The 26495-nt window shown below is 43.4% G+C and carries 10 protein-coding genes; 3 read left to right on the forward strand and 7 right to left on the reverse strand.

Translation table 11 applies throughout. The features are described from left to right. The first annotated feature begins 2 nt into the window (after positions 1–2). Together SIO70_RS15320 and SIO70_RS15325 are read left to right on the forward strand one after the other, a co-directional pair. A complete protein-coding gene (locus SIO70_RS15320; protein ID WP_320581726.1) occupies positions 3–1835 on the forward strand; it encodes a class II aldolase/adducin family protein in 1833 nt (610 codons plus the stop codon). Between the two features lie 6 nt (positions 1836–1841). Beyond that, on the forward strand, positions 1842–8552 hold the full coding sequence (locus SIO70_RS15325; RefSeq protein WP_320581727.1) for a non-ribosomal peptide synthetase: 6711 nt from the start codon (positions 1842–1844) through the stop codon (positions 8550–8552). A gap of 53 nt (positions 8553–8605) precedes the next feature. Here the strand turns inward: SIO70_RS15325 and SIO70_RS15330 are convergent, their stop codons facing one another. The 4 genes from SIO70_RS15330 to SIO70_RS15345 form a co-directional block, all read right to left on the reverse strand. After that, the gene (locus SIO70_RS15330; RefSeq protein WP_320581728.1) at positions 8606–10345 is read right to left on the reverse strand and encodes a carbamoyltransferase; all 1740 of its coding nucleotides are present in this window, start codon (positions 10343–10345) and stop codon (positions 8606–8608) included. Continuing rightward, positions 10345–16656: an SDR family NAD(P)-dependent oxidoreductase gene (locus SIO70_RS15335; protein ID WP_320581729.1), complete on the reverse strand. Its 6312-nt coding sequence runs from the start codon at positions 16654–16656 to the stop codon at positions 10345–10347. Before SIO70_RS15335 ends, SIO70_RS15330 begins: the two co-directional genes overlap by 1 nt. A 9-nt stretch (positions 16657–16665) precedes the next feature. Continuing rightward, positions 16666–18324: a cyclic peptide export ABC transporter gene (locus SIO70_RS15340; protein WP_320581730.1), complete on the reverse strand. Its 1659-nt coding sequence runs from the start codon at positions 18322–18324 to the stop codon at positions 16666–16668. Between the two features lie 460 nt (positions 18325–18784). After that, complete coding sequence (locus SIO70_RS15345; RefSeq protein WP_320581731.1) at positions 18785–19771, reverse strand: fatty acid desaturase; 987 nt, start codon at positions 19769–19771, stop codon at positions 18785–18787. Positions 19772–20205: 434 nt separating this feature from the next. Between SIO70_RS15345 and SIO70_RS15350 the strand changes: the two genes are divergently transcribed. After that, on the forward strand, positions 20206–21393 hold the full coding sequence (locus SIO70_RS15350; protein ID WP_320581732.1) for a hypothetical protein: 1188 nt from the start codon (positions 20206–20208) through the stop codon (positions 21391–21393). Between the two features lie 432 nt (positions 21394–21825). Here the strand turns inward: SIO70_RS15350 and SIO70_RS15355 are convergent, their stop codons facing one another. From SIO70_RS15355 to SIO70_RS15365, 3 genes are all read right to left on the reverse strand, one after another. After that, positions 21826–22920 (reverse strand): lipase family protein, encoded by a 1095-nt coding sequence (locus SIO70_RS15355; protein ID WP_320581733.1) that lies wholly within the window; start codon positions 22918–22920, stop codon positions 21826–21828. Positions 22921–22971: 51 nt separating this feature from the next. Next, entirely contained in the window at positions 22972–23505 is a 534-nt protein-coding gene (locus SIO70_RS15360; RefSeq protein ID WP_220388819.1) for a 5' nucleotidase, NT5C type, read from the reverse strand. A 392-nt stretch (positions 23506–23897) separates the two neighbouring features. Further along, positions 23898–26342 (reverse strand): MG2 domain-containing protein, encoded by a 2445-nt coding sequence (locus SIO70_RS15365; RefSeq protein WP_320581734.1) that lies wholly within the window; start codon positions 26340–26342, stop codon positions 23898–23900. Between the last annotated feature and the right edge of the window lie 153 nt (positions 26343–26495).

A 26495-nucleotide genomic window follows, 5' to 3' on the forward strand; every position in this document is an offset into this window, starting at 1 on the left:
AGATGAAAAAAGAAGATGTTTTACAATCCTTGAAACGTGCGGTTCCAAAACCTGTTATAGCCGGCAAAACCGTAGAGCAGGAAATTATGCAGGGAGGTACAGAACATACAAAGTATGCCGTGTTATCCTGTAATGATAATAATACCACGTTAAAAGACTGGTTAATTGCCAATAAACCACAGGTTGATAAATTATATACCACTTACGGTGCTGTTCTTTTCAGGGGCTTTAAAGTTGGCAATGAAGATGATTTTCAACAGGTATGCCAGTCATTTGCAGGGAAGCTGCTGGATTATACAGAACCATCAACGCCAAGAACAAAGGTGAATGATAAAGTATACACTTCTACCGAATATCCAAAAGAAAGGCATATTCCGCTGCATAATGAACATTCCTATACAGATACGTGGCCGGGTAAAATATGGTTTTACAGCAGGGAAGCGGCTGTTTCCGGCGGGGAAACGCCTATTGCAGATGCTGCACTGGTATACAGGCTGATGCCGGTTGCCCTGAGAGATAAATTTGAACAACTGGGAGTAAGTTACGTGCGAACATTCCACAAGGATATAGATCTGCCCTGGCAGAAGGTTTTTGGTACGGATAGCAGGGAAGAAGTGGAGATGCTTTGTAAAAAGAAAGGGATGACTTTCAGCTGGAAAGAAAACGATGTATTACAAACATCCTATACTGTTCAGGGAGTAGCAGTACATCCTTTATCGGGAGAGAAAGTCTGGTTTAACCAGGCGCATCTTTTTAATATCATGAGCCTGGATGAGGTCACCAGGACATCACTGATAGAATTATTAGGAGCAGCAAACGTACCCAGGAACAGTTTCCTGGGAGATGGCAGTGTGTTAAGCAAAGAAGACCTGGATGCTATTGCAGCTGCCTATAGTAAAGCTTCGATTATATTTCCCTGGCAGAACAATGATGTGTTGTTACTGGATAATATGCGTTTCGCACATGGAAGAAGACCATTTACGGGTAACCGGAAGGTACTGGTGGCAATGTCTGACCCTATTTCTCTGAAACCGGAGGTTACACCTGCCGGCGCTATAACCAATGCCCGCAGAAATACATCTGCTTTTTTTGGACGGAAAGCAAGACCTCAAACCGAAGAGTGGCTGCGTTACCGGCTGGCAGGCCTTTACAGGATATTGGCTATGGAGGGACTGGATGAAGGAATCAGTGGTCATATCTCCTTAAAAGTACCTGGACAGGAAGATCTTTTCTGGGTAAATCCATTCGGATTGTTTTTTGAAGAGGTAACCCCGGATAACCTCATTACCGTAGATGGCAAAGGCAATGTTGTAGCAGGCGATTATCCTGTTAATGTTGCAGGATTTTGTATCCATTCAGCACTGCATAAAGGCCGGCCTGACATTCATTGTATTGTTCATACCCATTCTCCCCACGGCATCGTATATACATCACTCGGTTTACCTATAGCGCCCATCAACCAGACATCCTGCATGTTCTTTGAGGATCATGCTTTATATGATGAATATAATGGTCCGGTATTATCAGATAACGAGGCGCAGCAATTGCTCCATGCAACCGGGGAAAACCATACCCTTTTACTCCGGAATCATGGAACGCTAACAATGGGAACAGATCTTGAGTCTGCTGCTATTCTGATGATTGCTGCAGAGCAGGCTTATACCACTAACCTGATGGCCATGCAATCAGGAACACCACTACCTATAGCTCCGGATGTAGCCAGGCTTACCAGGCAATGGATTGCAAACCCAATGAGTATGCAAATAGAGTTTGATGCGTATTTGCGAAAAGCCGAACGTTTTTATCCTGATCTGATCCAATATAAACCTCTTTAATATTTTATGACTACTGCACTTACCTACAGATTATCTCCCCAGCAGCAATCCCTGTTGTTATCCTCCCCATCAGGTTTTAACTATAGTAAATTGTCTTTTTCAGTTGCCGGTCATTATACAAAACAACATATTCAGGATACATTTATTTCGCTGTTGAACAGGTATGATATTTTTCGATTGATACTAAAGGAAAGTGATGAGGGAGAATGGTTACAATCCATGAGTGGTGAAACGAAAGTACTATTTACACAACGGCAGTCGCCTGAAAATAACGGTCAATCGTTTCAGCTGTACATATCCATGCAGGAGATTGCCGGTGGTACCATGATCCTGCTGGAAGCGAATCCGCTGGCTGCAGATGTAGTCAGCCTGATGGTTTTACAGGAACAGCTGCTGCATATGCTGGAAGAAGATCACCAGGAAGAAGAGGGGATCGGCTACCTGCAATATGCAGAATGGCAATGCCAGTTACTGGATAGTGATGATGCCACAGAAGCACTTACTTTCTGGAATCGCCAACACCTTCATGGTGAACTGATATTGCGTAATGAAACTCCTTCCGTAAAGCAGGCTGGCCAGCCGGAAGTCTGTACAACGTCCCTTCCTCTCCGGTTATGCAAGCAATTGTATGATAAAGCAAATCATACAGGCATCACTCCTGAAACCATCTTTTTGGGGGCCTTCCTGGAAGTATTGCAGTTACTGACGGATAGTGAATTATTTTCTGTTGGCCTGGAATGTTATGGAAGAGAATTTGATGAATTAAGTTCCACGATAGGCTTATTGAGTAAGGTATTGCCCTTTACCATTAAAAAAGACCAGCCTGATCTTTTTCAATATGTGGATCATAACCTCCAAAATATTAAAACGTTTCAGTTATACACTACCTCTGATAAAATATATGATTATCAGTTTGGGTACATTCATACCAATAATATTTTAGAAACAGTATTTCAATGGATACAGGGAGAAAAATTGAAATGCCAGATCATAGAACAGGAAAAGTCTGTGGAAATTTCATACTGGTATAATCCTGATTATTTCAGGGAGGAAGATATCCGGTTGATGTTGAGCCTGTACGTATCCGTATTACATGAACATGCAGGCCTGGCAGGACGCACCGCATTGTTTCGTCAGACCTTTGCTGAACAGGTAGCTGCCGGAAGGGAAGTCGCACCTGCACCTTTCCTTCATGTTGTGGATGTCTTCCGTGCTGTTGCTGCCCGGGTGCCGGGAAATATGGCTGTGCGCTCTTTGTCGGGCGATCTTACTTATGATGAATTGAACCGTTATTCTGATCTGGCAGCAGCTTCTCTGGTGCACAGGCACGATGTAAAAGCAGGCGATTTTGTAGGCGTAATGATGAATGAAAATCAGTGGCTGCCGGTTGCGCTGCTGGCAGTAATGAAAGCAGGTGCTGCTTATGTTCCCCTGGACAGTGGTAATCCTCCTGCCAGGATACAGCATATACTGGCGGATGTAGCTGTAAAATGTATTATTTCAGATATACAGGAAATGCCTCACTTATCAGTAACAGCCCTGTCCGGGCTTTGTCAGGATCATGGGTTACCATTACCTGTTTGTGATTTTAACGGCACAGAAACAGCTTATATGATCTATACTTCCGGTACTACAGGAAAACCAAAGGGAGTAATGATTACAGGCGCAAATTTGCTGAATTATACCAACTGGCTGCAACAGACATTTCATATTACCCAAACAGATCAGAGTATTCTGCAGGCATCCTATGCATATGATCTTGGCTATACAAGTTTATGGGGGTGTTTAACGGCAGGTGCTGCCATTCATATCGTTCCAGCAGCACACCGGCAGCAAGCAGAATGGATGGTCTCTTATATCCGGGAGAAGGAAATTACTTTTCTAAAACTTACACCATCCGTATTTTATTTGTTATTACAGGCGGAGAATATAAAAGAACTGGCAGGTTCCGCTTTGCGACTAATCTTTTCAGGAGGAGAAAAAATTGATACAGCCGGTCTTACCCGCTTTTCCCGGATCAAAAAGGACATCTCTTTTGTGAACCACTATGGTCCTACTGAAACAACAATTGGTACGCTCTTTCATCTCATTACTCCGGAAGCCCTGGTGTCTTTCGGAAATAAACCTGTTGTAGGAAAGCCTGTAAGTGGAAATGAAGTATATATTGTGAATGATGAGGGGCGCTTTTGTGTACCCGGTGAAAAAGGTGAAATACTTATTGCAGGAGCAGGGGTGGCCAAAGGATATTATAAAAGGGACGATCTGAACCAGGAGAAATTCAGGAACATCGTACTGAATGGAAAAACGATACGTGTATACCATACGGGGGATACCGGTTACCTGATGGGGAATGGAACAGTTTTCCTGGATGGAAGAAAAGATGGACAGGTTAAGATACACGGGCATAGGGTTGAGCTGGAAGAGATAAAAAGGGCATTACAGCAGCAGGGTGTTACGGACATCTTTTTGAAGCTGATTCCTTCCCGGTCATTTGGAGAAGAACTTGTTTGTTACTATTTATCCCCGACAGAAATTGATAGCCAGTTATGGCGTAAAAAGCTATCTGAAACACTACCGGATTATATGCTCCCTGTTTTCTTTGTGAGGATAAATACATTACCGGTTACTGCGAATGGTAAGGTGGATTATACAGCATTGCCGGATCCTTACCTGGTAATCAATAAAGTAGCTGGTAGCAATGCTGTTATGAATGAAACAGAAACGCTGATAGCAACCACCTGGTCTGAAATACTGGGGCTTACTATTGTAGCATCAAGTGATTTTTTTGAATCAGGCGGAGATTCTATTAAAGCTATTCAGATAATAGCCAGGTTAAATAAAAAGGGACTGAAATGCCAGTTGTCTGATATCTTTGAATATACCAATGTGCAGGCGCTTGCTGCTTTTCTGAAACCTGAGAAGAGGCGTTATGCATTATTGCCGATGCAGGAAGCCATGTATTTCCATTATAAAGCATTTCCCGGCTCTGCTGCCAATAATATAATCAGGCATTTTGAAATAACGGGAAACATTCAACCGCATCATCTGCAAAGGGCCGTTCAGGAAGCAGTATTACATTTTGATATCCTGCGGCTCCGTTTTGCAGAAGATGAAAATTTCAGACTTTACTGCACAATTGCTGATGGTCATGCACCTGTGCTGAACATCGTGGACTTACAGCAGTACAGTGAAGAACAGGTTAGCCACACAAAAACAGCCTGGATCAATGAAGGATTTGACCTTACAGCAGGTCCTTTGCTCAGGGCTACCCTATTTCTGCAGGAGGGGAAATCACAATTGTTATGGTCCTATCATCATATCATCATGGATGGCTGGTGCTTCCAGATTATTGTGCAGCAGATGATGGAATGTTATGAAGCATTGTGTAAAGGTGTTACACCTGTGTGGAAAAAGTATACCTCCTTTACCCGCTTCCTGGAGTGGAAAGGAGTTGCAGATAATACCGCATCACTTTCATTCTGGAAAAAATACCTGGAAGATTATACAACGGTGGCAGCACTGCCCGCCACCAACCGAAGTGTTACCAGCACGGTATATGACCGGGCTGAATATACGTTAACAGTACCGGAAGTACTTACCGGTAAAATAGCGTTATTCTGTCGTCAGCATAAAATTACGCCCAGTACATTCATGCAGGTGGCCTGGGGGATATTATTAGGGAAATATAACAATACGGCAGATGTCGTGTTTGGAGTAACAGTTTCCGGCAGGCCGGCAGATATGGAAGGGATGGAAGACCTGTTAGGCCTTTTTATTAATACACTGCCTATCCGTATTCGTTGGGATGAATACACCAGTATCAGCGAATTATTCTCCGGCATAAGGAATTACCTGTCTTCAATACAGGCGCACCAGCATCTTTCACTGGCAGAAATTCAGTCGTGTAGTGCACTTAAAAAAGATTTACTGGATCATGTGATGGTGTTTGAGAATTATCCGCTTGGTACTGTAGACGAATCTGAAATAACAATCACTTCCAAAGAAGGATTTGGGCAGGTAGGATATCCGCTGGCCGTTGTGATTTATCCTGGAGAAAACTTCATGATCAGTTTTATGTATAACCGTCATCGCTATACAGATGCACTGATAGAAAAAACAGCGTCTAACCTGCTGCATATAATGGAGGCCATCATTGCTCCTGATAACCTGCCGGTTGCAAAACTGGATATGCTATCTGCTGGAGAACGCGCAGCATTGATAAAAGCAGGACAATCTGCCGGTGATTTTAATCCGGCTATTAACCTGTTGACAGCCATTGATAATATATCACGGATTCATGCTCATAAGACCGCACTTGAAGATGAAAAAGAAATACTCTCCTATTCTGAAATGATGCAAAAAGCAACCCGCCTATCCGGATGGCTGATAAAAACCCATCAGATCAGGAAAGGAGACCGGGTACTGATTTGCCTGCCACCTTCTGCGGATTTTGTGATTGCTATTCTTGCAGTATTACAGGCAGGGGCTGCTTATGTGCCGGTAGATGTGGAATATCCTCCGGAACGTAAAATGTATATCGCATCCGATAGCGAAGTGAAGGTCATTATCAGTAGAGCAGGATTTATTGAGGATCAGACGGAACAACTTTTCCCGCTCATACTGATGGAAGATTTGCCTGGGCATAATAGTGATGCAGTATTTCCTGATATATACGGAGACGATATTGCTTATATCATCTATACTTCCGGCTCTACCGGAAAGCCTAAGGGCTGCCAGGTAATGCACCGCAATCTGAGTCATCTGTTTCTGCAGCAGAAAGCGTGTTTCAATTTCTCAGCAGCAGATAAATGGATGATGGCGCATTCCCCCGCATTTGATTTTTCTGTATGGGAAATATTTGGTGCACTGGTAAATGGTGGCTCATTATATATTCCGGGCAGGGAACAGGTAAGAGATGGTACCACATTCCTTGATCTCATCATAAACAAAGGTGTAACTGTACTTAACCAGACACCGGCTTCCTTTTATCAGCTGACGGAAATTATGATCAGCACAACAGCGACACTGGAAAATACAGCACTTCGTTTGGTTATATTTGGAGGAGACATCCTGGACTTCGTTAAATTACGCAGCTGGTTATCCATCAAAGGACATGATAAGGTAGCACTTTACAACCTCTATGGTATTACCGAAACAACAGTGCATGTTACATGGCACCAGGTAACCGATCAGGAAATCCTGCATGCCGGCGGAGAGTCCTGTATCGGTAAACCACTACCAGGAGTAACCGTATATATCGTTAACAAACAGATGCAGCTTTGTGCAGCAGGAGTACCGGGTGAAATACTGGTGGGAGGGGATGGTGTATCTGCGGGTTATTATAAAAAAGACGCACTGACCAGTCAGAAATTTATACCTGATCCAATAACCGGCATAGGAAAAATATATAAAAGCGGAGACATGGGCAGATGGATGCCGGATGGAAATATCGAATTTTTGGGGAGAATAGACAACCAGGTGAAGATTCGTGGTTATCGCATAGAACCTGGTGAAATTGTTTGCCGCTTACAGGAACATGCCGCTATCAGGGAGGCTTGTGTTATTGCGGTAAACGTAATGGGAATGCCGGCATTGGTAGCCTATATTGTATTTAAGGATCAGGTGGTAACGGCCAGTGAACTCCGGTTGTTCCTGGCAGCAACTTTACCTGCACATTTTATCCCTCCATATTATATTCCTGTTGAGAAAATTCCACTAACCAGCAATGGAAAAGTTGACCGGGAAAAGTTACCTTCTCCTGTAAACACTATGTATGGCACCGTGAATATCCCCCCCCAGGATGACCTGGAATCTTACCTGGTTGAATTATGGGAAAGTGAACTGGGCATACAGGTTTCAACAGCCGACAATTTCTTTGAAATCGGGGGACACAGCCTTAAGGCATTCCGGATCATCAGTGCTGTTCAAAAAAAATATGACATTCTATTACCGGTTATTCAGTTGTATCATGACCCAGTACTGAAAGATTTTGCAGATACGATCAGGCAATATATTTCCGGAACTAAAAGTAAAGTAGAATCCGGTTATGTAATATTGAAGGACGGTAACCCGGATAAAACGGTTTTCTTTTTTCCGCCGGCTGTAGGATATGCGATTGGCTTTAAAGGATTGGCAACCTATCTGGATGATTTCCGGGTGATCGGCATTAACTTTATTGAAGGCGATACGATTGCGGAGATGGCAGCTATTGTACAGTTATTACAACCAGAAGGAGAGCTGGTATTCTGTGGCTTTTCTGCAGGAGGCAGTTTGAGTTATCATGTAACCTCCGCTTTGGAAGCTGCCGGAAGAATTGTAAAAGCCCTGGTATTTCTTGACTCCAGGAGATTTATACAAGCTTCACCTATAGATGAACAAACGATCCGTCAGATTGCTGATGAATATCTGGCAGATCCAAGAGCCATGGTACTAAACAGCAGTGTGGCGACAAAAGGAATGATGCGCAGGCATATTGAAAATTCTGCCAGGTTTATCCACCAGCTTTGTGATAGTGGTTATATTAATGCAGATATCTATTATATCAGTTCTGTTGAAAACAGGCATAATACAGAACGGCAGCAGGCCTGGCAGGAAATAACTGCAGGCAGGGTAATAGTTTACAATGGTTATGGTTCACATGCCGCTATGCTGGATCCGGATTATCTGCAACTGAATCTTGCGGTATACCGGGAAGTCTTTAATAACATATCCATTTAAAACTATTCTTTTTACCAGCCCGCCATTGGGGCTGGTAAAAAAGGATAGTTTGATTATTTTTCAATCATATAATCATTTACCACCAACACATCCAGTCCTGTAGTATAAAACATGCCGATGGCATCTTCCAGGGAATGCAGGATGGGTTTGCCCATGATATTGAGACTTGTATTTAATACGATAGGTACACCAGTAATATCGTAAAATGATTTAATCAATTTATAATAAGCACTGTTCCACTCCTTTTTTACTGTCTGCAGGCGACCGGTATGATTCGCATGTACTACCGCCGGTATTTTTGCTTTCACTGCTTCTTTGAATATCAGGGTACGTTCCATATAAGGTGTTTCCTCATAGTTCTCAAAATAATCATGTCCATATTCATGAAGTATGGAAGGAGCAAATGGTCTGAATTCTTCCCTGAACTTCACATTCGAATTAATGCGGTTTTTCATGTCTGCCGGCCTTGGATCGGCGAGTATACTACGGTTTCCCAGGGATCGTGGTCCGAATTCTGCGCGTCCCTGTACCCATGCCACCAGCTTGCCTTCTGCCAGTTTAACAGCTGTTTCTTTGTGAATACTCAGTGGGAGGTGTCTGATCTTACTGATATTTCCCAGCTGTAACATTCTTTTAATGGCATCTTCCTGTATAACAGAACCCAGGTAAGGAGAGAAGAAAGGTTTGCTGCCCAAGCGAATGGCGGGGTTATCCTCTTTTAAGGCTAGCATGGCAGCTCCAATGGAATTGCCATCATCAGCCGGTGCGGAGGGCACAAACAACCGGGCAAACCCGGTTTGTGAAGTGACCGTTCCGTTAAAGGACGAGTTTAATCCGCATCCTCCTCCAATTACAAGGTTGGAAGAAAGTTTCATGGATTCAAGGTCTTTCAGCAGCAGCGTTGTCAGCTCTGCAAAAAATGTTTGTCCTGTAAAAGCCAGGTCTGCTGCTGACCAGGGACTACTTTCCGGTAAACGTTTAAATGCCTGTAGTTTGCTGGTAATAGTGATGATTTTTTCATCATCCGGATAATGTAATCGCTTATTGTCGTACCAGCAGAGTTCTTTCAATAAGCTATGCGCCTCCGGAATAATATTGCCGTAAGGTGCAAGCCCCATCACTTTCCATTCCTCACCGGTAAACCAGTCAAAACCACACAAGGTGGTAATCATCTCGTAAATCCATCCGAGGCTTTGAGGACCTTTATGCAGGCTCACTTCTTTCAACTGGTCGTTCTGATAATGAAAAAGAGAGATAGAACCACCTTCTCCATAACCGTCTATAATTGCACATGCAGCATCTTCATAAGGACTACTGTAACAGGCATATGCTGCATGTGTATGATGATGCGGATAACTCCTGAAGCTCACAGCACTGCCGGAAAATTGTTGTTGAATCGCCAGCAGGCTACCTGTTCCGGCATTTTTCAGATATTGATGTTGCAGTTTCAGGATAGTATAAATAGACGCCTTGGGAAAGATATATTTTGAAGGTAGCTGCAATTTGGGATTAGTGAGTGATTTTTCAGAAAAAAAGTTCATCCTTTCCATCCTGTTCAGTAATTGCAGGTAATCCTCACTCCAGGAAGTTGCAATAACAAACGAAGCATCTTTATCACAATATTTCTTCAGTATGCGGCCTATATCAAAGTTATCTGCAGGACAACTTAATCCCCGTTTATATTGTAATTTTCTTTCTGTTGCTTCTGCAAAAAGCACTGTTCCCTGGTCATTCAGAATTGCAATAGAAGAATCATGAAAGGTGCTGGATAAACCTACGTAGTATTTTTTCATTATACGGTATATGCGTTTAATAGGTGGGCTATTTCTTCATCTGAAATCCGGCTGATTTCTTCAATCAGGGATACCGGCGTAATAGTTAAATCTTTGAACAGATGATCTGCAAGTGATGATAGTGACGGATATTGAAAAAAATGTGATATCGGGATTTGAATACCTGTTGTAGCGGTAATACTGTTTTTAAATTTATTCAGCATCAGGGAATCAAAACCTGTTTCAAAATATGGTCTGTCTGTATTGAGGTATTCATCCGCTCTTAATCCAAGTATCTCCCTGGCAGTTTCCTCCAGCAGCTTGCGCATACCGGCTTTGTCCGTGGGTATTATATATGTTGTGGATGCTTCCTTTTTAATGGTCACCCAATGAGCAGGAATGTATGGGTGCAGCCATCCGGGAAAGGATTGTGTTGCTGTTGCCGGTAGTACATCAATAATGGCATATACGGGAGCTGCATTGATTATACTTTCCATTGATTGCAGGGCTTCGGGGCCTTCAAAAGAACGGATACCAAGTTGTTCAAATTGTGCAGTGAGTCCGGCAGTCATAGCAGAATGCTGCCATGGGCCCCAGCAGATACTTGTGCAGGGGAGTTGTCTTTCCCTGCGGTAACAGGCCAATGCATTCAGGAAGTAATTAGCAGCAGCATAATTGCTTTGTCCTGTATTACCTAGCAAGGACACTGTGGAAGAAAAGAGTATGAAGAAATCCAGTTGCCAGTCTTTACTTAACCGGTGTATATTCCAGGCACCCTGTACTTTCCCCGGAAATACCGGTGTAAAGCTTTCGGGTGTATGTGAGATCAGTAATTTATCGCTTAAGACACCTGCTGTATGAATCACGCCTGTAATAGGAGGAATAGAGGTTGCTGCCAATAACCGGGCAAATTGTTCCTGGTCACTGATATCACAACAAAGATAAGTAATGATACATCCTTTACTTTGCCATAGTTGCAACTGTTGATGTTGTATATCCGATAAGGTGCTTCTGCCGGTAATTACAATATTTGTAGCACCTTTCTGTATCAGCCAGGTTACTACCTGTTTACCGATACTGCCCATTCCACCTGTAACAAGGTATGCTTTGCCTGCCTGTATGATCAGTTCTTTTTGTGGTTTATTTACAGACACTGACTGCATAGTTGGTACGAACCATTTACCATCCCTGATAACCAGTTGTAATCCCAGTTGAATAAGATGTTTGGAAATAGCTGTAAACGCGGGTTCGTAATTCAGTTCATTTACATCAATGATGCTCACCGGCAGGTAATCCAGCTCAGTTTTCAGGGAAAGAAAGAAACCCCATAACATGCTGCCGCTGAGATTGACAAGTGTATTTTCCTGGTGTACATTATTGGTAACAATGATCAATCGTGAGTTGTTTGTATGACTGATCTTTTCTATCAGGGGCAGCATATTCAATACTTCCTGCTCACTGATGAGTGGTAACTCTTCATCAAAAGGGTTGGACAGATAGCAGACTGTGGTACCTGCAGGTATGACAGGAATAGCTGAAATGTGGGCTGTAACCGCGGTAATACCCTGTATGTAGAGCTGGCGGCGCCAGTTGAGAGCAGTTGCCTTTAGTTCATCATACAATATCAGCATCGAAGTGATGGTTGTCTGCTCTTCCGGTAGTAAGGCTGTTACCGGTGAATAAATAACTTCCAGTATGTTCTGGTTTTCAGAAATATGTTTAACCGGTAGGGGGGATGCCTGGGATCTTCCCATCGTCAACGGCAACCAGTATGCTTGTTTCAGAAAGGGATAAGTTATTACTGCCTGCTGACGTAACTGAAATCCGGGTTCCCCGGTTTTCCAGTTAACCTGTATGCCGGATTGTTGAAGTAGTGCCAGGCTTTCAAGGAATTGTTTTACGGCAGACTTCCCTTTTTTGAGTGAAGGAACAGCATCCGTTGTTTGCATTGGTAACCCTTTCACCATATTGGTTAATATGGGGTGGGGGCCAATTTCCAGGCAGATCGTACACCCGGTTTCCTGTAATGTTTGAAGGGAATCCAAATATCTTACCGGTTGTAGCATATGTTCAGACCAGTAGGCAGGATCGGCTTGTTGTTCTGTAGTAAGTAGTTGCCCTGTTATATTTGAAATAACAGGAATGGTGGTTGTATGAAAAGGGATGTGTTTTGTTGTTTCAAGTAAAGATATTGCAGCTGGCTGCATGAGAGGTGAGTGGAAGGCATGGGATACATTCAACGGAAAGCAAAGAATATCCTGTTGCTTCATGTATACCCTCAGTTTTTCCAGTTGATCTGTTGTTCCTGAAACGACGGTTTGCTCCGCGGTATTCACACCGGCAATATGTAACTGAAAGTTTTGTGCAGCTATCAGTTCCCTGGCTTTTGCTTCAGGTATCTGTAATGAAAGCATACCGCCACCTGCCGGTAATTCCTGCATCAGGCGTGCTCTTTCACTCACGAGTTGAATGCCACTTTCCAGGGAAAATAGTCCGGCCATGCAGGAGGCGGCAATTTCACCAATGCTGTGGCCAAGTACGATGGATGGCGTAATACCAAAGCTTTTATAAAGAGCAGACAATGCGTAGGACAGGCAGAAAAGAGCTGGTTGTGTAAACCGCGTCTGATCTATCCGTTTTTCCGGGTCATCCTTTAAAATGATCTCTGTAATGGATATTCCGTTATTGCATAAACGATAGATCCGGTCGCATTCGTCTAAAACATTTCTGAATACGGGATAAGCTTCATATAGTTCTTTTCCCATGCCGGAATATTGAGAACCCTGCCCGGTAAACTGGAAAGCCAGCAGTGGTTGTAGCTGTTTTGTTTTGTGTACCTGACTGGCCTCAAATGTTTTTAATGCACTCAACAGTTGTGTTTTGTTATCTGCAACACAATACCAGTGGTAGGCCAGCAGGTGGTTTCTCCTGTTTAAATTATAACAGCATTCACCAATACTATCCTGTTCCTGCTCCAGGGCAGAAAGTAATATGTCAACCATCTCCTGCAATGTATCCGGTGTGTGTGCAGATAACGTGCATATGTAACTGCTTCTGACAGGTGGTACGGAGGTAATTAGCTCAGGGGATTCAATTATCAGATGGGCATTTGTGCCGCTGAAACCAAAGGAACTGATTCCTGCCATCTTTTTTTTGCCGGCGGGCCAGTCTGTGGGTTCATTGACTACTTTTATATTACCTGTTTCCCAGGGTATAAGCGGGTTAGGTTTGTTGAAATGTAAATCAGGTGGTAGGATTCCGTGTTTGAATGATAACAGGACTTTTACCATTGCGGCAATACCAGCTGCCGCCTCCAGATGGCCGATGTTGGATTTCAGGCTGCCAATAAGGAGGGGGTGTTTTCGCTGTCCGGGTTTATAGGTCTCCAGGATGGCCTGTACTTCCAATGGATCGCCAAGTGGAGTACCGGTGCCATGTGTTTCGATATAACTGACTTCTTCCGGATCGATTCCTGCTGTCTGGATGGCTTTGCTGAGTAACTGCCGCTGTGCAACAACGTTAGGGGCAGTAAGGCCGTTACTTTTCCCATCCTGGTTCACAGCAGAGCTTCTGATGATCCCTGATATTGTATCACCATCTTCAAGTGCTTTATCCAGCCGTTTGAGTACAATCATGGCACAACCTTCTCCACGTCCGTACCCGTCAGCATCTGCATCAAATGTTTTACACCTTCCGTCAGCAGCCAATGCCTGTATTTCTGAAAGTGCAATGGTGGTTTCCGGTGTGAGGATGAGGTTTACACCGCCGGCAAGGGCCATCGAACAATCTCCTGATTGCAGGCTTTGACAGGCATAATGTACTGCTACGAGAGAAGAGGAACAGGCGGTATTGATCACAATTGCGGGACCACTGAGGTCAAAGAAATAAGACAACCGGCCTGCCGCAGTGCTGGTCATTGTACCTGTGAGTGAGTAGGGATCAATCTTTTCCGGATTGTCTGCATACATATGTGCGCGTACATATTCACTATGACTCAGTCCCACGAAAACGCCGGTATCTGTATTGCGGATTTCGGGAAGGGTATATCCTGCGTTTTCCAGGGCAAGGAAAGTCGTTTCAAGTAGCATCCGTTGCTGGGGATCCATAGATACTGCCTCCTTTGGAGATATACCAAAGAAGCCGGCATCAAATAGTTCCGGATGGGAGGTATAACTTCCCAGGTTGGTCAGCATGTTGCCCTGTCCTTTTTGTTTCCCGGGTTTAAACTGCTCCACATTCCATCTTGCTGCCGGTATTTCTGCTACGGGGTCAATGCCATTCATCAGCATCTCCCATAATTTTTCAGGATTATCAGCATTTCCGGGGAAGATTCCGTTCATACCGATAATAGCAACCGGTTCAAAGGTTGCCGGCTTTACCGGTGAGGATACGATATTGTTTTGTGTAATGTTTTCGAGGTATTCCGCCAGTTTATAAATGGTGGTATATTCAAATACGATGGTAGGTCTGAGTGAAAGCCCGGTGATGTTGTTTAGCCTGTTTATCAGTTCGGTGCTTTTCAACGAATCAAATCCTAGATCTGTCAATGGCAGATCATATGGTATATCCTGCATATTGCATAATGCGGATATCTGTTCCTTCAGCAGTGGCAGATATTTTTTATGAACGGGTGGAGCATGGGGTACTTTTTTCTGCGCAATATATTCATCTGCCAGTTTAGTGCGTTGCAGTTTACCACTGGTTGTTTTCGGGATACGGCCTATCTGCACTACATCTTTTACAATTAATCCGAAATGTTGCAGGATAATATTCCTGGCTTCTGCTGCAATGGGAAGGAATTGTTCTTCCGGTAGCCTGGATTGTACAAAAATAACGAGGGCTTCACTGTTTGTTTCATCCGGCACGCCAACGGCAGCTGTTTTGGTAATGGAGAAAGCCTGGTTGTTTTCGCTATCCAGCACCCGTTCCATATCATAAGGATAATAGTTAAGGCCGTTAATAATAATAACTTCTTTTTGTCTTCCTACAACGTACAGGTCTCCATCATGAATAAATCCGGAATCACCTGTCATTATCCATCCATCAGGCGAAAACAGTTGATCGTCGGGGCATTTATAATAACCCGCTGTTATAGCCTGGCCTTTCAACTCAATCTGTCCAACCCATCCATCACTTAATACCTGGTGTTTTTCATCACAGATCCTGAAGCTTGCATAGTTAACGGCTTTACCGCAGGCTACGATTTCCAGTGAGTTTTCAGTTGTTTCCGTTACAAATTCAACGGCACAGCCTTCTTTTATACTTAACCTGTTAGCAAATACAGAAATGATGGGAGCCTGCAGTCTGTGAGAACTAACGATCAGGGTGGCTTCTGCCAGACCATAAGAAGGTCGTATTACGGTACCGAGGTGTTGGTCTTTCAGTGATGCGGCGAAATCATCTACAATAGGTTTGGATATTTGTTCTGCTCCATTATAGATCACTTTCATACAACTGAGATCCCAATCAGGATTGTGTTCTCTTGCCTTATATTCCTGGAGGAAGTATTTAAAGCCGAAATTCGGGGAATAGCTGATTGTTGCCCTGTGCTGGTGGGTTTTTTCCATCCAGATCAGGGGGTTACGGATAAACAATGTGGTAGGGATTACTACAAGATTGAGGCCTCCCAGTATGGCCGTGAAAAAACAGCCTATCAGCCCCATGTCGTGCGTAAGTGGAAGCCAGCAAATAATTGTATGGTCAGCCGGGGTACCGCCTGAAAGCGTCAGTATTGCATCTGTATTATGTAACACGTTGGAATGAGACATCATTACCCCTTTCGGATTACCCGTAGAGCCGGAGGAAAACTGCAGGTAAGCTGTTTCATCCGGTGCCGCACTTGTATTTATGGTGTTTGTTGTTTCTTCAAATTCATCCGGCCAGAAAAGCAGGGATGGCTGAATTTGCTGCCACCATATTTTATCTGCTTCATGATGATCAGTAAAATATTGGGCCAGCCTGGTAGCTGTAGCTTTATTGGTAAACAGAAATGGTTTGTGCATGATCTGCCAGGCATTCCTGATCTTTTGCTTGTGTTCGTGCTGGGAACCGGTCGCCAGTGGAACGGCAATAATACCGCCCAGGATGCAGGCGATAAGTGCTATAAGATATTTTTTATTATCCTCCAGCTGGATAATCAGCTCGTCTCCTTTACGAATGCCGTTTGCTGTAAAATATCCTAGTAAAAGCTGTGCTTCCTGCACAAACTGTCGATGCGTAACTACCTCCTCCTGTTTAGTGCCTGAAACAAAAACAATTTTCTGGTTTGATAACAAGGTACGCTGCAGTAGCACCTCGTTGATATTGGATAATTGAGAAAAGTGCTGATACATATCGATTGACTATTTTGAAATAATTTTACCATATTCCATTTCTATAATCCTATCGAATTGTTCTGCATATTTATCATCATGAGAAACCATCATAACCGTCTTCCCTTTTTGACGCAGGGAGGATAGTATTTCTAGGTAATAGAACTTTTTAAACTCAGGATCCTGGTCCGCTGTTACCTCATCCAGGATCATAACAGGGTTATCTTCCAGCAACACACATATTAAGGCGAGCCGTTTCCGCTGTCCGGTGGATAATCTTACATTGCTGAAATTTAATCCCTGGAAATGTGTTTTATGTGAAAGTGCCATCAAGTTGATATACTCATTTACTTTTTCTTCATTGAGGTCTTTCACACCATATATCTTTGGAAACAGATGGAAATCTGTAAAAATAGCTGAGAAAACGGACCTGTATTCTTCATCGTCATAAAGAGAAATATCTTTTCCATTATAAAGTATCCGGCCGGAGCTGGGATGATAGAGATTGGTAAGTACTTTTAGCATAGTTGATTTCCCACTTCCGTTACCACCTACAATACATACGAGTTCTCCTTTCTTTAAAACAAGATCGATAGGGCCTAAAGAAAAGGAAGATTGGTTTTCTTCATCTATATATTCATAACAAACTTTCTCCAGCCTCAGCTCCTCAAAAGGAGGGAGTGGTTGTTTCTTTTGAGTGATATCATGATTCCGTAATGATTGAATCTTGTTTTCCAGTTGTTGTATGTTCTTAGTAGCGTGGATAGCTTTAATGAACAGGGGAATCGTGGTGACAATATTTTCCAGCGGTCCTATAATGAACAGGATAGATGCTGTAAGGCGGGTGAGGGTGCCGGCATACAATGTAAGGAATTGCGGGAGCATAAATACCACACATGCCAGTAATAAATAAAATACCATTTCAGAAAACATGAATCCTACTGCAAAGTGTAAACCGTTTTTTACTTTGTTATCTTTTCCTTCCAGTGCAGTTTGTTTAATATCAAAATATAATTGTTCATTTTTTAATGAACTTATTTTTATTTCCTTAAATCCTTCCACGAGGTTCTCTATATGATCATAGAACGCGGCTTCATTTCTATTGGTTAGCATCATTGCCTCATTTACATCTTTTTGTCTTCTGAAATAATAGGAGACAGCTACCACAAGCACAAGGATGGTAACCAGGAAAGCGGTGACAGAAAGGATCGCAATGTAAATTAATGCAAAGAAAACAAGTATGGCTGCCTGAAAGCCATTGATGATCATTGCCGCTGATTGAGAAATGAAGTTGGTGTCGTTGGAAACACGTGTAAAGATCTGATCCTTCCCGATAGATTCCATGGATGACAAATCACATTGCCGCAGTTTATTCAGTATTCGCAACCTGAGGCTATATACGGAGTTCTCGACTATCTCAACAGACCGCCGCAGGATATATCTTTTAGTAATGAAAAAGATAAGTAGCGCAATGCCAAAGGCTACCAGGTAGCGGATATTTACGGTACCTTCTCCTGCCGAATTGGCCGCACTGTTTAGTGTGGATAATAAAATTGCATTAACAAGGCCAGATACTATCGTATTAAAGATAATCGTCTTTTTGGGAATGTCTGCATGCTGGATAATCATATTGGCGTAGATCTTGAATCCACTCATTTTACCAGCATCATTTTTCTTTTGATCAGGCATATCTTAACAGGATGAAAATATTTCCCGAGGGTTATGGGAATCCATTACAAGTTACGACCTGGCGGGTTATGCAAAACCACATATTCTTGTAGTCTTTTCTAACGCTATATATTATTAAGATTTTATGTGATTCAGTCAAATTCTCTGCAGGAGGTTCAAAAGCAATTCGCCAATAAAAGTCATCCATTCATTCATGTATTCTTTACTTAACACTTTGATAATTATAAAAACTGTATCTGAAGTTTGGAGGATATGGCGGATATAGACTTCAATATATCGTAGCGACGACCAGGAAGGATTATGACTGGAGATGGGCGGAGTAATGGTTGCCGGATGCGGCGTGGTATTTATTTGAGATAGCTGGGAAATATTAAAAGAGACGCTGAGATTTGTCAAAATAATAAGGGAGTTTATCATACTTTTGATACACTCCCTTATTATATATATATCACTTTTTTATTTAAAGAGATACCTGTTCTTCTTTCTCTTTCACAATCTTCACTTTCTCCTTCCTCAACACTCTTGAATACAATGAAAGCTTTGGATTGAAAATAAACAACCATATCAGCTTAGACCATGACTGATGTGACAGCAATGAATCATAATAAGCCGGTGCCTTTGATTTAATCTGAGGCAGTTTGTTCCATGGAATGGAAGGGAAATCATGGTGTTCATTATGATATCCTACATTGAACGCTACTTTATTCAGCGGACCATAATAGCTATACGTTTCCTGTACAGGATCCAGTGTCAGGTAGTGTTCCTGTATCCAGCGTGCACCCAGCGGATGTAAACCTACTGAGAAGAAGAAGCTGGCCAGCATAAATACAAACGCCTTTGGACCGATCAGCGCAATAATAGCTATATCAAAAGTCAGCTGAATCACCCAGTTCAATACCACCCAACGGTCAAACAGTTCGATGTTCAAACGGGCAGTACGGGTTACCTGGAATACCGGGAAGAACAGGAACCACATCATTTTGCTCAGTGGGTTGTTGCTTACCAGACGGGCTTCCCAGAAATCAGGCAAATCCGCATCCAGGTCATGTTCACCCTGGTAAGCGTGGTGCTTCAGGTGATATTTCTGGAAAGAGGCAGAGCTGGCAAAGATATGTGGCAGGTTGGCAATCATACCAGCCAGCATATTGGGTAATTTACCTTTGAAGATAAGACCGTGGCTGGACTCATGAATCATTACCCACAGGGCATGGCTGATGAATGCACCCACCAGGTAGGCTGCGCCAAATACCATCCACCAGGAATGATCATTTACCCAGTATGAAATGGCAACCTGTGCACCTACGAGCCCAAGAATCAGGAATATGGTGTATGGATTTTTTCCTACGAGTTCCCTCATCTCCGGGTGTTCTTTAAGGATTTGTCTAACTCTCACATGGTGCGGATTAGGATCCGTACTCCAGGTAAAATCAGTAGGCTTGTTAGTCATGCGCTGTTTATAGATTGTTTGTAATTGTTTCTGATCTTGTTGTGGTATTCCGCCTTAATTTGTTCGCTCTATAGGTCTCACATGATTCGTCTTTTTGGCATGGAAATACTTCCGGCAGGCAAAATATAAAAAATAATTTATATGCTATTGATATTAGTTCGCCCGGGTGTCCAAAATAGTTGATTCTTTTTGTTTTACAAGCAGACTCACACGAAAAATATTTTGAGCCGTTTACTCATTTGGCTCCAATACCAAAAAAGGTTAGATTTGCATTCTCCCATTTAATTCACAATACTACTCCCATTATTTAATTCGTTGTAAAACAACTATTTGTATCCGAAAACCGGGACATGGACATTTGTCATATGGCATTGTCATGCGAACTGGTCCAGGAGAGGTATGTGTATTAATTTTTACCTAATCGATAAAAACATATGGATAAGCTAAAACTGAAATTACAGGAGTACTATCAGCGTTGTCAGCAACCGGATTTGCGGACGAAGGCCGGCAGGGAAGAGGCCGGTGGTGCAGTTGTGCTGGAGATGGAAAATGATATTCTACTACAGTTCGGCTTGCCTACATCAAAGCGTTTTGTGCAGATATTGCATGACTTTGCCAGTCATCGTCAGCTGAGCGATCAGCTGCTTGATTATGTGAGTAAGAAGCTGAGAGCGGCAGCCCGCAGATATCTGCTGGCCCCGGTGGTGTCTGACCTCGATCAGTTACAACAGGCTGCCGATCAAAAACGCAGCCCCTATGATCTGTTGCCGGAACTGGGATACCCGGTCAATGACTTTTCGATCTTCCTGATCTCGGAAATATTATATCGTCGTAATATGCCAGCCGAAGAAGTGCTGGAAGAACTGAAAAAAGCACAGCACGGCGATGTATGGGATGACCTGCTCTCGCTGAACAATGTTGTCAACTACACCCATCACGAGCTGTACAATCGCCTCCGCATGCAGGACCTCCGCATGATGGACGATTACCTGCAGTCCGTACGCCGCCAGGAAAAGGTAAAAGCCTCTAAAAAGGAAACCCCTGATACAGAAGGCTATACCCCTAACTACCGCATGGTTAGCAAAATTCTGGTGGAAGATATCGTATTTGATGAGCATGCCAATCCAAGCCTGATCGGCAAACTGAAAGCTGGCAGCCGGTTTACCAAGATCACCATTAGCATGGAAATGGCTGCCCTGCACATGGTACTGGTCAGTGCCGGCGAAAAAGGGGCTCAGATCAGCGGTCTGCTGAAAAAGAGTAAACAACACCCCCCTGTAATCGATCTTCGGACAGAACTGGGCGATGTACTCACACTGGACAATTGCTACCTGGAAGTCTATAAACCCCAGCACAAGCGTGGACAGCAATGGGTAGAACCAAGAGATAGCGTATTCTACCTGCACAAAATCCTCTCAAAAAAGGAATTTGAAAAGAAGAGTAAAGAAGTAGAAGTAAAACAAAAGATCCAGGAATGCCTGGATCTGATTGGAGGCTCCTATGGCTATTACCAGCGGATGCGTAAACTCGGTATTACCGATGAAGAAGCAAAGCTGAGAGCCGGTCTGCAGGATGAACTGCTATTTAAACTCAGCACCTTCCTTCATAAATTAAAGGATTAATCTGCATTGAAGGGGCACCTACATTGAAAGGGAACCTACATTGAAGGGTAACCCGCATCGAAAGGTAACCTGCATTGAAGGGCTATTTTAAATTAAAGAACTAACCTTCGCACCATACACATCAAAAAGGGGCTCCCAGCAGGCAGCCCCTTTTTTTTAGTTGGTTTTTGATTCCGGATAACATGAATCCCGATGTGTTCCCCCTATATAATAATACAATAAGTTAATTCACATGACAATCTTAACCCCTAACCCCCAAGTCCTGCTACCCTGCGCATGGTAGCAGGAACATGGAAGTAAAGGACAACGTGCTTTTGCTTTTATCGACACAAACATACCGCTTAAAAACATTGAACCTGGTTAATCCGAAGTTAAGTGCTTAGTTAATTCCGTGTTAAGCGGTTTGATTTGATTCTGTACGGTTTAATATGATCATTTCAGGTAGTCTGCTTCCAGCAAATAGCGGTACGGATCGTAGGCATGATGTAGAAAAATGTTCTTGCCATCGAAGGGGAATTGCGTGTCGTAATCCGCTGTGGGAGCGAGTATGATCGGTACGCCGGCAGGGGCGTAATTATGGCTGCCTACAAAAGGCGGCATCTTATATTGAGGCAATGTTTTTTTCACCATACCATATAGCCGTTTGCCCAAAACTCTTTGCATGCGCCGGCTAGCCTTTTTACTGCTGTTATCCAGTCTGCCATACATATAACTCAGCACAATTCTTACAGGCAGCGATTGTTTTCGCAGTGACTTTTTTACATACTGGAAAGGATTCGGGCTATTGAAATCGCGGGTGGTCTGCAAGGAAAAAGGGGCTTCCGGTACCCAGTCACGCGTATTGACAATTCTGAATCCCCAGCCATTGCGCGTCACAAAGTCATAGTCGTACGCATAGTATAAATTCCCCGGTTTGGGAGCAGCACTGCTATAGGTTTTGATGGTAATATCTTTTGGGAAAGCCGGATCGTCTATGTATGCAAGATAGGAACGGAGCAGGAAGGTGATCGCAGCACCCTGGCTATGTCCTGTGAGGATGAAATCATGTATGCCTTGCCGGTAGCAGTCTTTGATCTTTGCCACGATATCGCCTGCCATTGAGGCCAGGGCCAGTGTCCAACCCGCATGTACATATGCATTACTGTCTTTGGCAAAGCGGTAGTTGAAGTGAGTGCTATCGTTCAGCTGAAAGGAACCAATGGCGGGGATCATGCCGGCATGGAAGTTTTCCAGCCAGGATTCTTTGTTGCCCACCGTGCCCCGGATGCTGATCACGGCCACATTGCCATGGTAGGTCCAGAGGTCCCAGCGATTGTGTAAACCTGTTTCTTTGGAGCGGTAAATGAGTTTGGAGTCCTCCGGGGGTGGTATCTTTTTGGTCCACGGGGTATCTGCGTTAAGGAAGCAGATAGCGAGCATGTCTGCATATTCTTTGGGGTCAAATCCCGCTTTGAGGTGCTGTCCATAGCTTGTATTCCAATAGAGGCCCAGGATGGGCAGTAACAATAATAGTCCCTTTCTGATCATCAGATAATAATTAGCTGTTTATGTGATATCCTGTTACAGGAATGATGCCGGTCAGAGTAATTTCGCGGCCGCGTCTTCCCAGTTTAATATACGGTTATACCCTTCGATATGGATATTATGAGGTCCTGTAAAGAGCAGGGGGGTGCCTTTGAAGAACTGGAAGTTCCTGATCAGGTCATCGATCATGTAATCCGTTTGTACCAGGCTTTTGTCGCCACACAGGCAGTACTGCCGCCAGGTGAGGAAGGGGAAGTGGTCCTGCAGCCAGCTGATCTTGTCCATCAGGGAATTCGGAAATTCCATGGCGGCAGAGACGATGTATACTTTGTATTTTTTGTTCAGTTCTTCGATCACCCTTTGAGCATCCGGGTATACGGGGAGGTCACGAAAGAAACCAGGGGTATTGAGATATTGGTGGATGATGCCTTTGTGTTCAGGTGGTACGGCTTCAGAGATAGATTTACCCCTGAGCTGGTCTTCTGTAAAGATGGTGCCGTAGTCCCGGTAATACCAGGAGCGGGCTTTTGTAATGGGATCTGCGATGGTTTCGTCCATATCTATGGCGATAGATGGCATGTGTTGCATTCCGGGAAGATTGTATTTACGAAACGATACGCAATAAATATAACAAAATTCCCTGCAGACAGCTACAAAAAAGAAGTTGTATCCTGGTTAAAACCTCTTGGAATCAACCAAATAGAAACCCGGACCCATTAGGTATCTGAATAAAACATTCATGAAAGCGGGAATTCACCAACAGGCATGAAACCTATTTTCAATGAAAAGAGGATGTATCCTAAGTAACAGGAAGGCCATGAGAATTGCATATACGAAAATTCTCTCCATCAGAGGTATCCGAATAAAAACCTTCATGAAAGAGAGAATTTACCAACGGGGAATGAAACCCATTGTCAGAAAAAAAGGGTGCGTCTCAAAACTTTGAGACGCACCCTTTCTATTTATTTGTATACTACTTATTAATACAATTGTTCCACACGACCCAGTGTTCCATCTTCAGCCATACCTTCTACCACAACTCTGAATCTTCTTGTAAAGTCATTATTGTAGAAAGAAATACGTGCTGTATGCGTCAGGGTATCTGCTACCAGGTTTGGATTCCAGTACAGTGTCAGTCGCTTATCCTGCAATATATGGATCTCTTTACGTACAGTATAATCAGGTGCATAGAATTCTTTTACGATATCATAACCTGCCTTGCGATATTTTTCAAATCCATGTGTATCTACGTCTGACTTGCTATCACCACCACGTCTCAGGTACACCGCAATCGCACCACTGCTACCCCCAAAACCACCTACGAAAGTCGGACGCAATACCTTGATGAACGCCACATCCTGGATGTTGATGTTATTCAGCATTGCCACACTCGTCGGCATTTCATTCAGGAACAGTACCGGTGCACCACCACGCCATTGCATAGCCGGGGTAGTAGGATCTGTTGTATTGATCGTCAGACCCGGTACTTTGGACTGCAGGTACTGGAAGATGTTGATTGCACCGTTTTCAGACTTGGTCAGGTCAAATGAATAACCATCACCCGCGTTAAACATACCGGTAGCATAACGTTGTTCTACTACTTCGGTTCTGCTCAGACGTTTATCCTTTACGTTATACTCCTGCAGGAAGATTGGTTTCTGCTGTATAGAACGTGTTACTGCATTGTTTTCATTTACTGTATTCAGGAAGCTGTTCAGCACAGTGTTTTCAATAGGCTGTGGCTCTCTGAAAGGATAAGGCATGTTAGCAGAAGACTGCGTCTCGAAGAAATGATTCTCAAACTTCACGTTCACGTCTTTCCAGGCTTTATTCGGATCGTTTGCACGATAGAATACGTTGATGGTATCTACGAACTGCAGACGGTCTATGGCAAATTCACCTTTATCATTCGTAGTAACAGAAGAGAATGCGGTAGAAGTATCAACAGGCTGTTTCAGGATGAAATCCACTTTACCATTTGACAGTGGAGCAGTACCCTTGTTGATGGTTGCGATACCTTTCAGCAGCAGTCCCTGTTCATAAGGATACTTGATTTCTGGCAGGTAGTTGTGCAGAATTTTTTCCCATGTAAACCTTCTCCATCCATTCGTCATCATCACCAGGTCCAGGCCCTGCAGGGTAGCAGGATCCATATCTCTGAAGTACTGAGCCGGATTGGCGATATACCCTTTCAGATCAGAAGTCATCAGCAGGTTAGAGAGGATGTTGTTCTGATCATCGCTGATCACCACATTGTCCGCATCAGTGATAGATACAGACAGGCTGGTCAGCATGGTATCAGGCACTTTTACTTCCAGTACATTCTTCTGTCTTGGCTGATTGTTGATCTTTAAATTCTGTAAAGTCAGTTGCAGCTGATCAGGTTTACGTACAAATGCCAGACGCTCTGCGATTGGCATACCATCTGCAGTGAAGATGGTGAACTGTACGATACCTGATGGCAGGTTGGCAGTAGGAATGAAGCCGCTCAACTGGCCTTCAGCTGAATTCAGCTTGGCTTTATATATCACGTGTTGTTGCATCTGTGCTACAACCAACATATTGTTATATATAGGATTATCTTTCGTAGCCGGCAAAGTCTGATAGAAGATACGTGTACCTTTATTGAATATTTTAAGTCCCACACCCGCTGTCTTTAATTGTGGCAGCAGTACCGTTTTTTGTTGTCCTTTGCTGGTTTGAACGATTGCCTTGTAAGTTTCACCGGCTGCAGGGGTCAGGTCAAACATGCCCATACCGTCGCGCGTTGTTTTCAGTAATGTAACTGTTTCCCCTTTCAGGTTCTGTACGATACCATTCACTTCGATAGGGTAACCCTGATCATTAATCGCCTTGAATGCAATACGACCGCCCACACCTACGATCGCATTACCGCCTTCAGGGAAAAATTGAACAGAAAAGTCATTGCCAACCGGTTTAACCGGCAATTGGCCCGGGTGAGCCGGATCAAAGATTTCGATGTCCTTGTAGAACAAGAACTCTGCATCAAAGTTCAGCATCCAGGCAGTATAAGCACGGATCTGGTATTGACCCGGCGGCATGGTTTCCGGAACTACAAACGCACCTGAACCAGTAGCACCACCTATAGAAATAAGTTTCTTTTGAACAATCTTCCCACTCTTATCGATTAATTCTACATATAGGTTCGTTGCAGAGAGAGAAGGCTGGCCTTGCAACAGTACATAGGCCTTAAACCAGATGGTTTCACCAGCACCGTAGTAATCTTTGTCTACCTGCAGATAAACTTTTTCCTGGGGAAAGCGTTTGCTGTACTGTTCAAGGGCTTGCGTAATTTTATCCTGCCATTCATCGGCGGGATAAAATGCAAGGGCTGCTGTAATACCCATCAGACATAATGGGAACAACCACTTTAAGCGATTAGTTTTAGATTTCACAGATTGCATGTGGAAACTTATTTGCGACAATATAGTATACAAAAATATAATATGCAAAATAATATGAAAAAATAACATATACAAAAAATACGGCTAGTGTTTTATAAACTAAATTGTTATAAACTTTCTTAGGATATTGCAGGCCGAAAATGGTTAAGAAAA

The sequence above is a fragment of the Chitinophaga sancti genome (assembly GCF_034087045.1).
Classification (GTDB): domain Bacteria; phylum Bacteroidota; class Bacteroidia; order Chitinophagales; family Chitinophagaceae; genus Chitinophaga; species Chitinophaga sancti_B.

Bases quoted from the DNA above. Each gene is read 5' to 3' on its own strand.
- SIO70_RS15320 (WP_320581726.1), top strand. From the start codon at position 3: ATGAAAAAAGAAGATGTTTTACAATCCTTGAAACGTGCGGTTCCAAAA.
- SIO70_RS15325 (WP_320581727.1), top strand. From the start codon at position 1,842: ATGACTACTGCACTTACCTACAGATTATCTCCCCAGCAGCAATCCCTG.
- SIO70_RS15330 (WP_320581728.1), bottom strand. From the start codon at position 10,345: ATGAAAAAATACTACGTAGGTTTATCCAGCACCTTTCATGATTCTTCT.
- SIO70_RS15335 (WP_320581729.1), bottom strand. From the start codon at position 16,656: ATGTATCAGCACTTTTCTCAATTATCCAATATCAACGAGGTGCTACTG.
- SIO70_RS15340 (WP_320581730.1), bottom strand. From the start codon at position 18,324: ATGCCTGATCAAAAGAAAAATGATGCTGGTAAAATGAGTGGATTCAAG.
- SIO70_RS15345 (WP_320581731.1), bottom strand. From the start codon at position 19,771: ATGACTAACAAGCCTACTGATTTTACCTGGAGTACGGATCCTAATCCG.
- SIO70_RS15350 (WP_320581732.1), top strand. From the start codon at position 20,206: ATGGATAAGCTAAAACTGAAATTACAGGAGTACTATCAGCGTTGTCAG.
- SIO70_RS15355 (WP_320581733.1), bottom strand. From the start codon at position 22,920: ATGATCAGAAAGGGACTATTATTGTTACTGCCCATCCTGGGCCTCTAT.
- SIO70_RS15360 (WP_220388819.1), bottom strand. From the start codon at position 23,505: ATGCAACACATGCCATCTATCGCCATAGATATGGACGAAACCATCGCA.
- SIO70_RS15365 (WP_320581734.1), bottom strand. From the start codon at position 26,342: ATGCAATCTGTGAAATCTAAAACTAATCGCTTAAAGTGGTTGTTCCCA.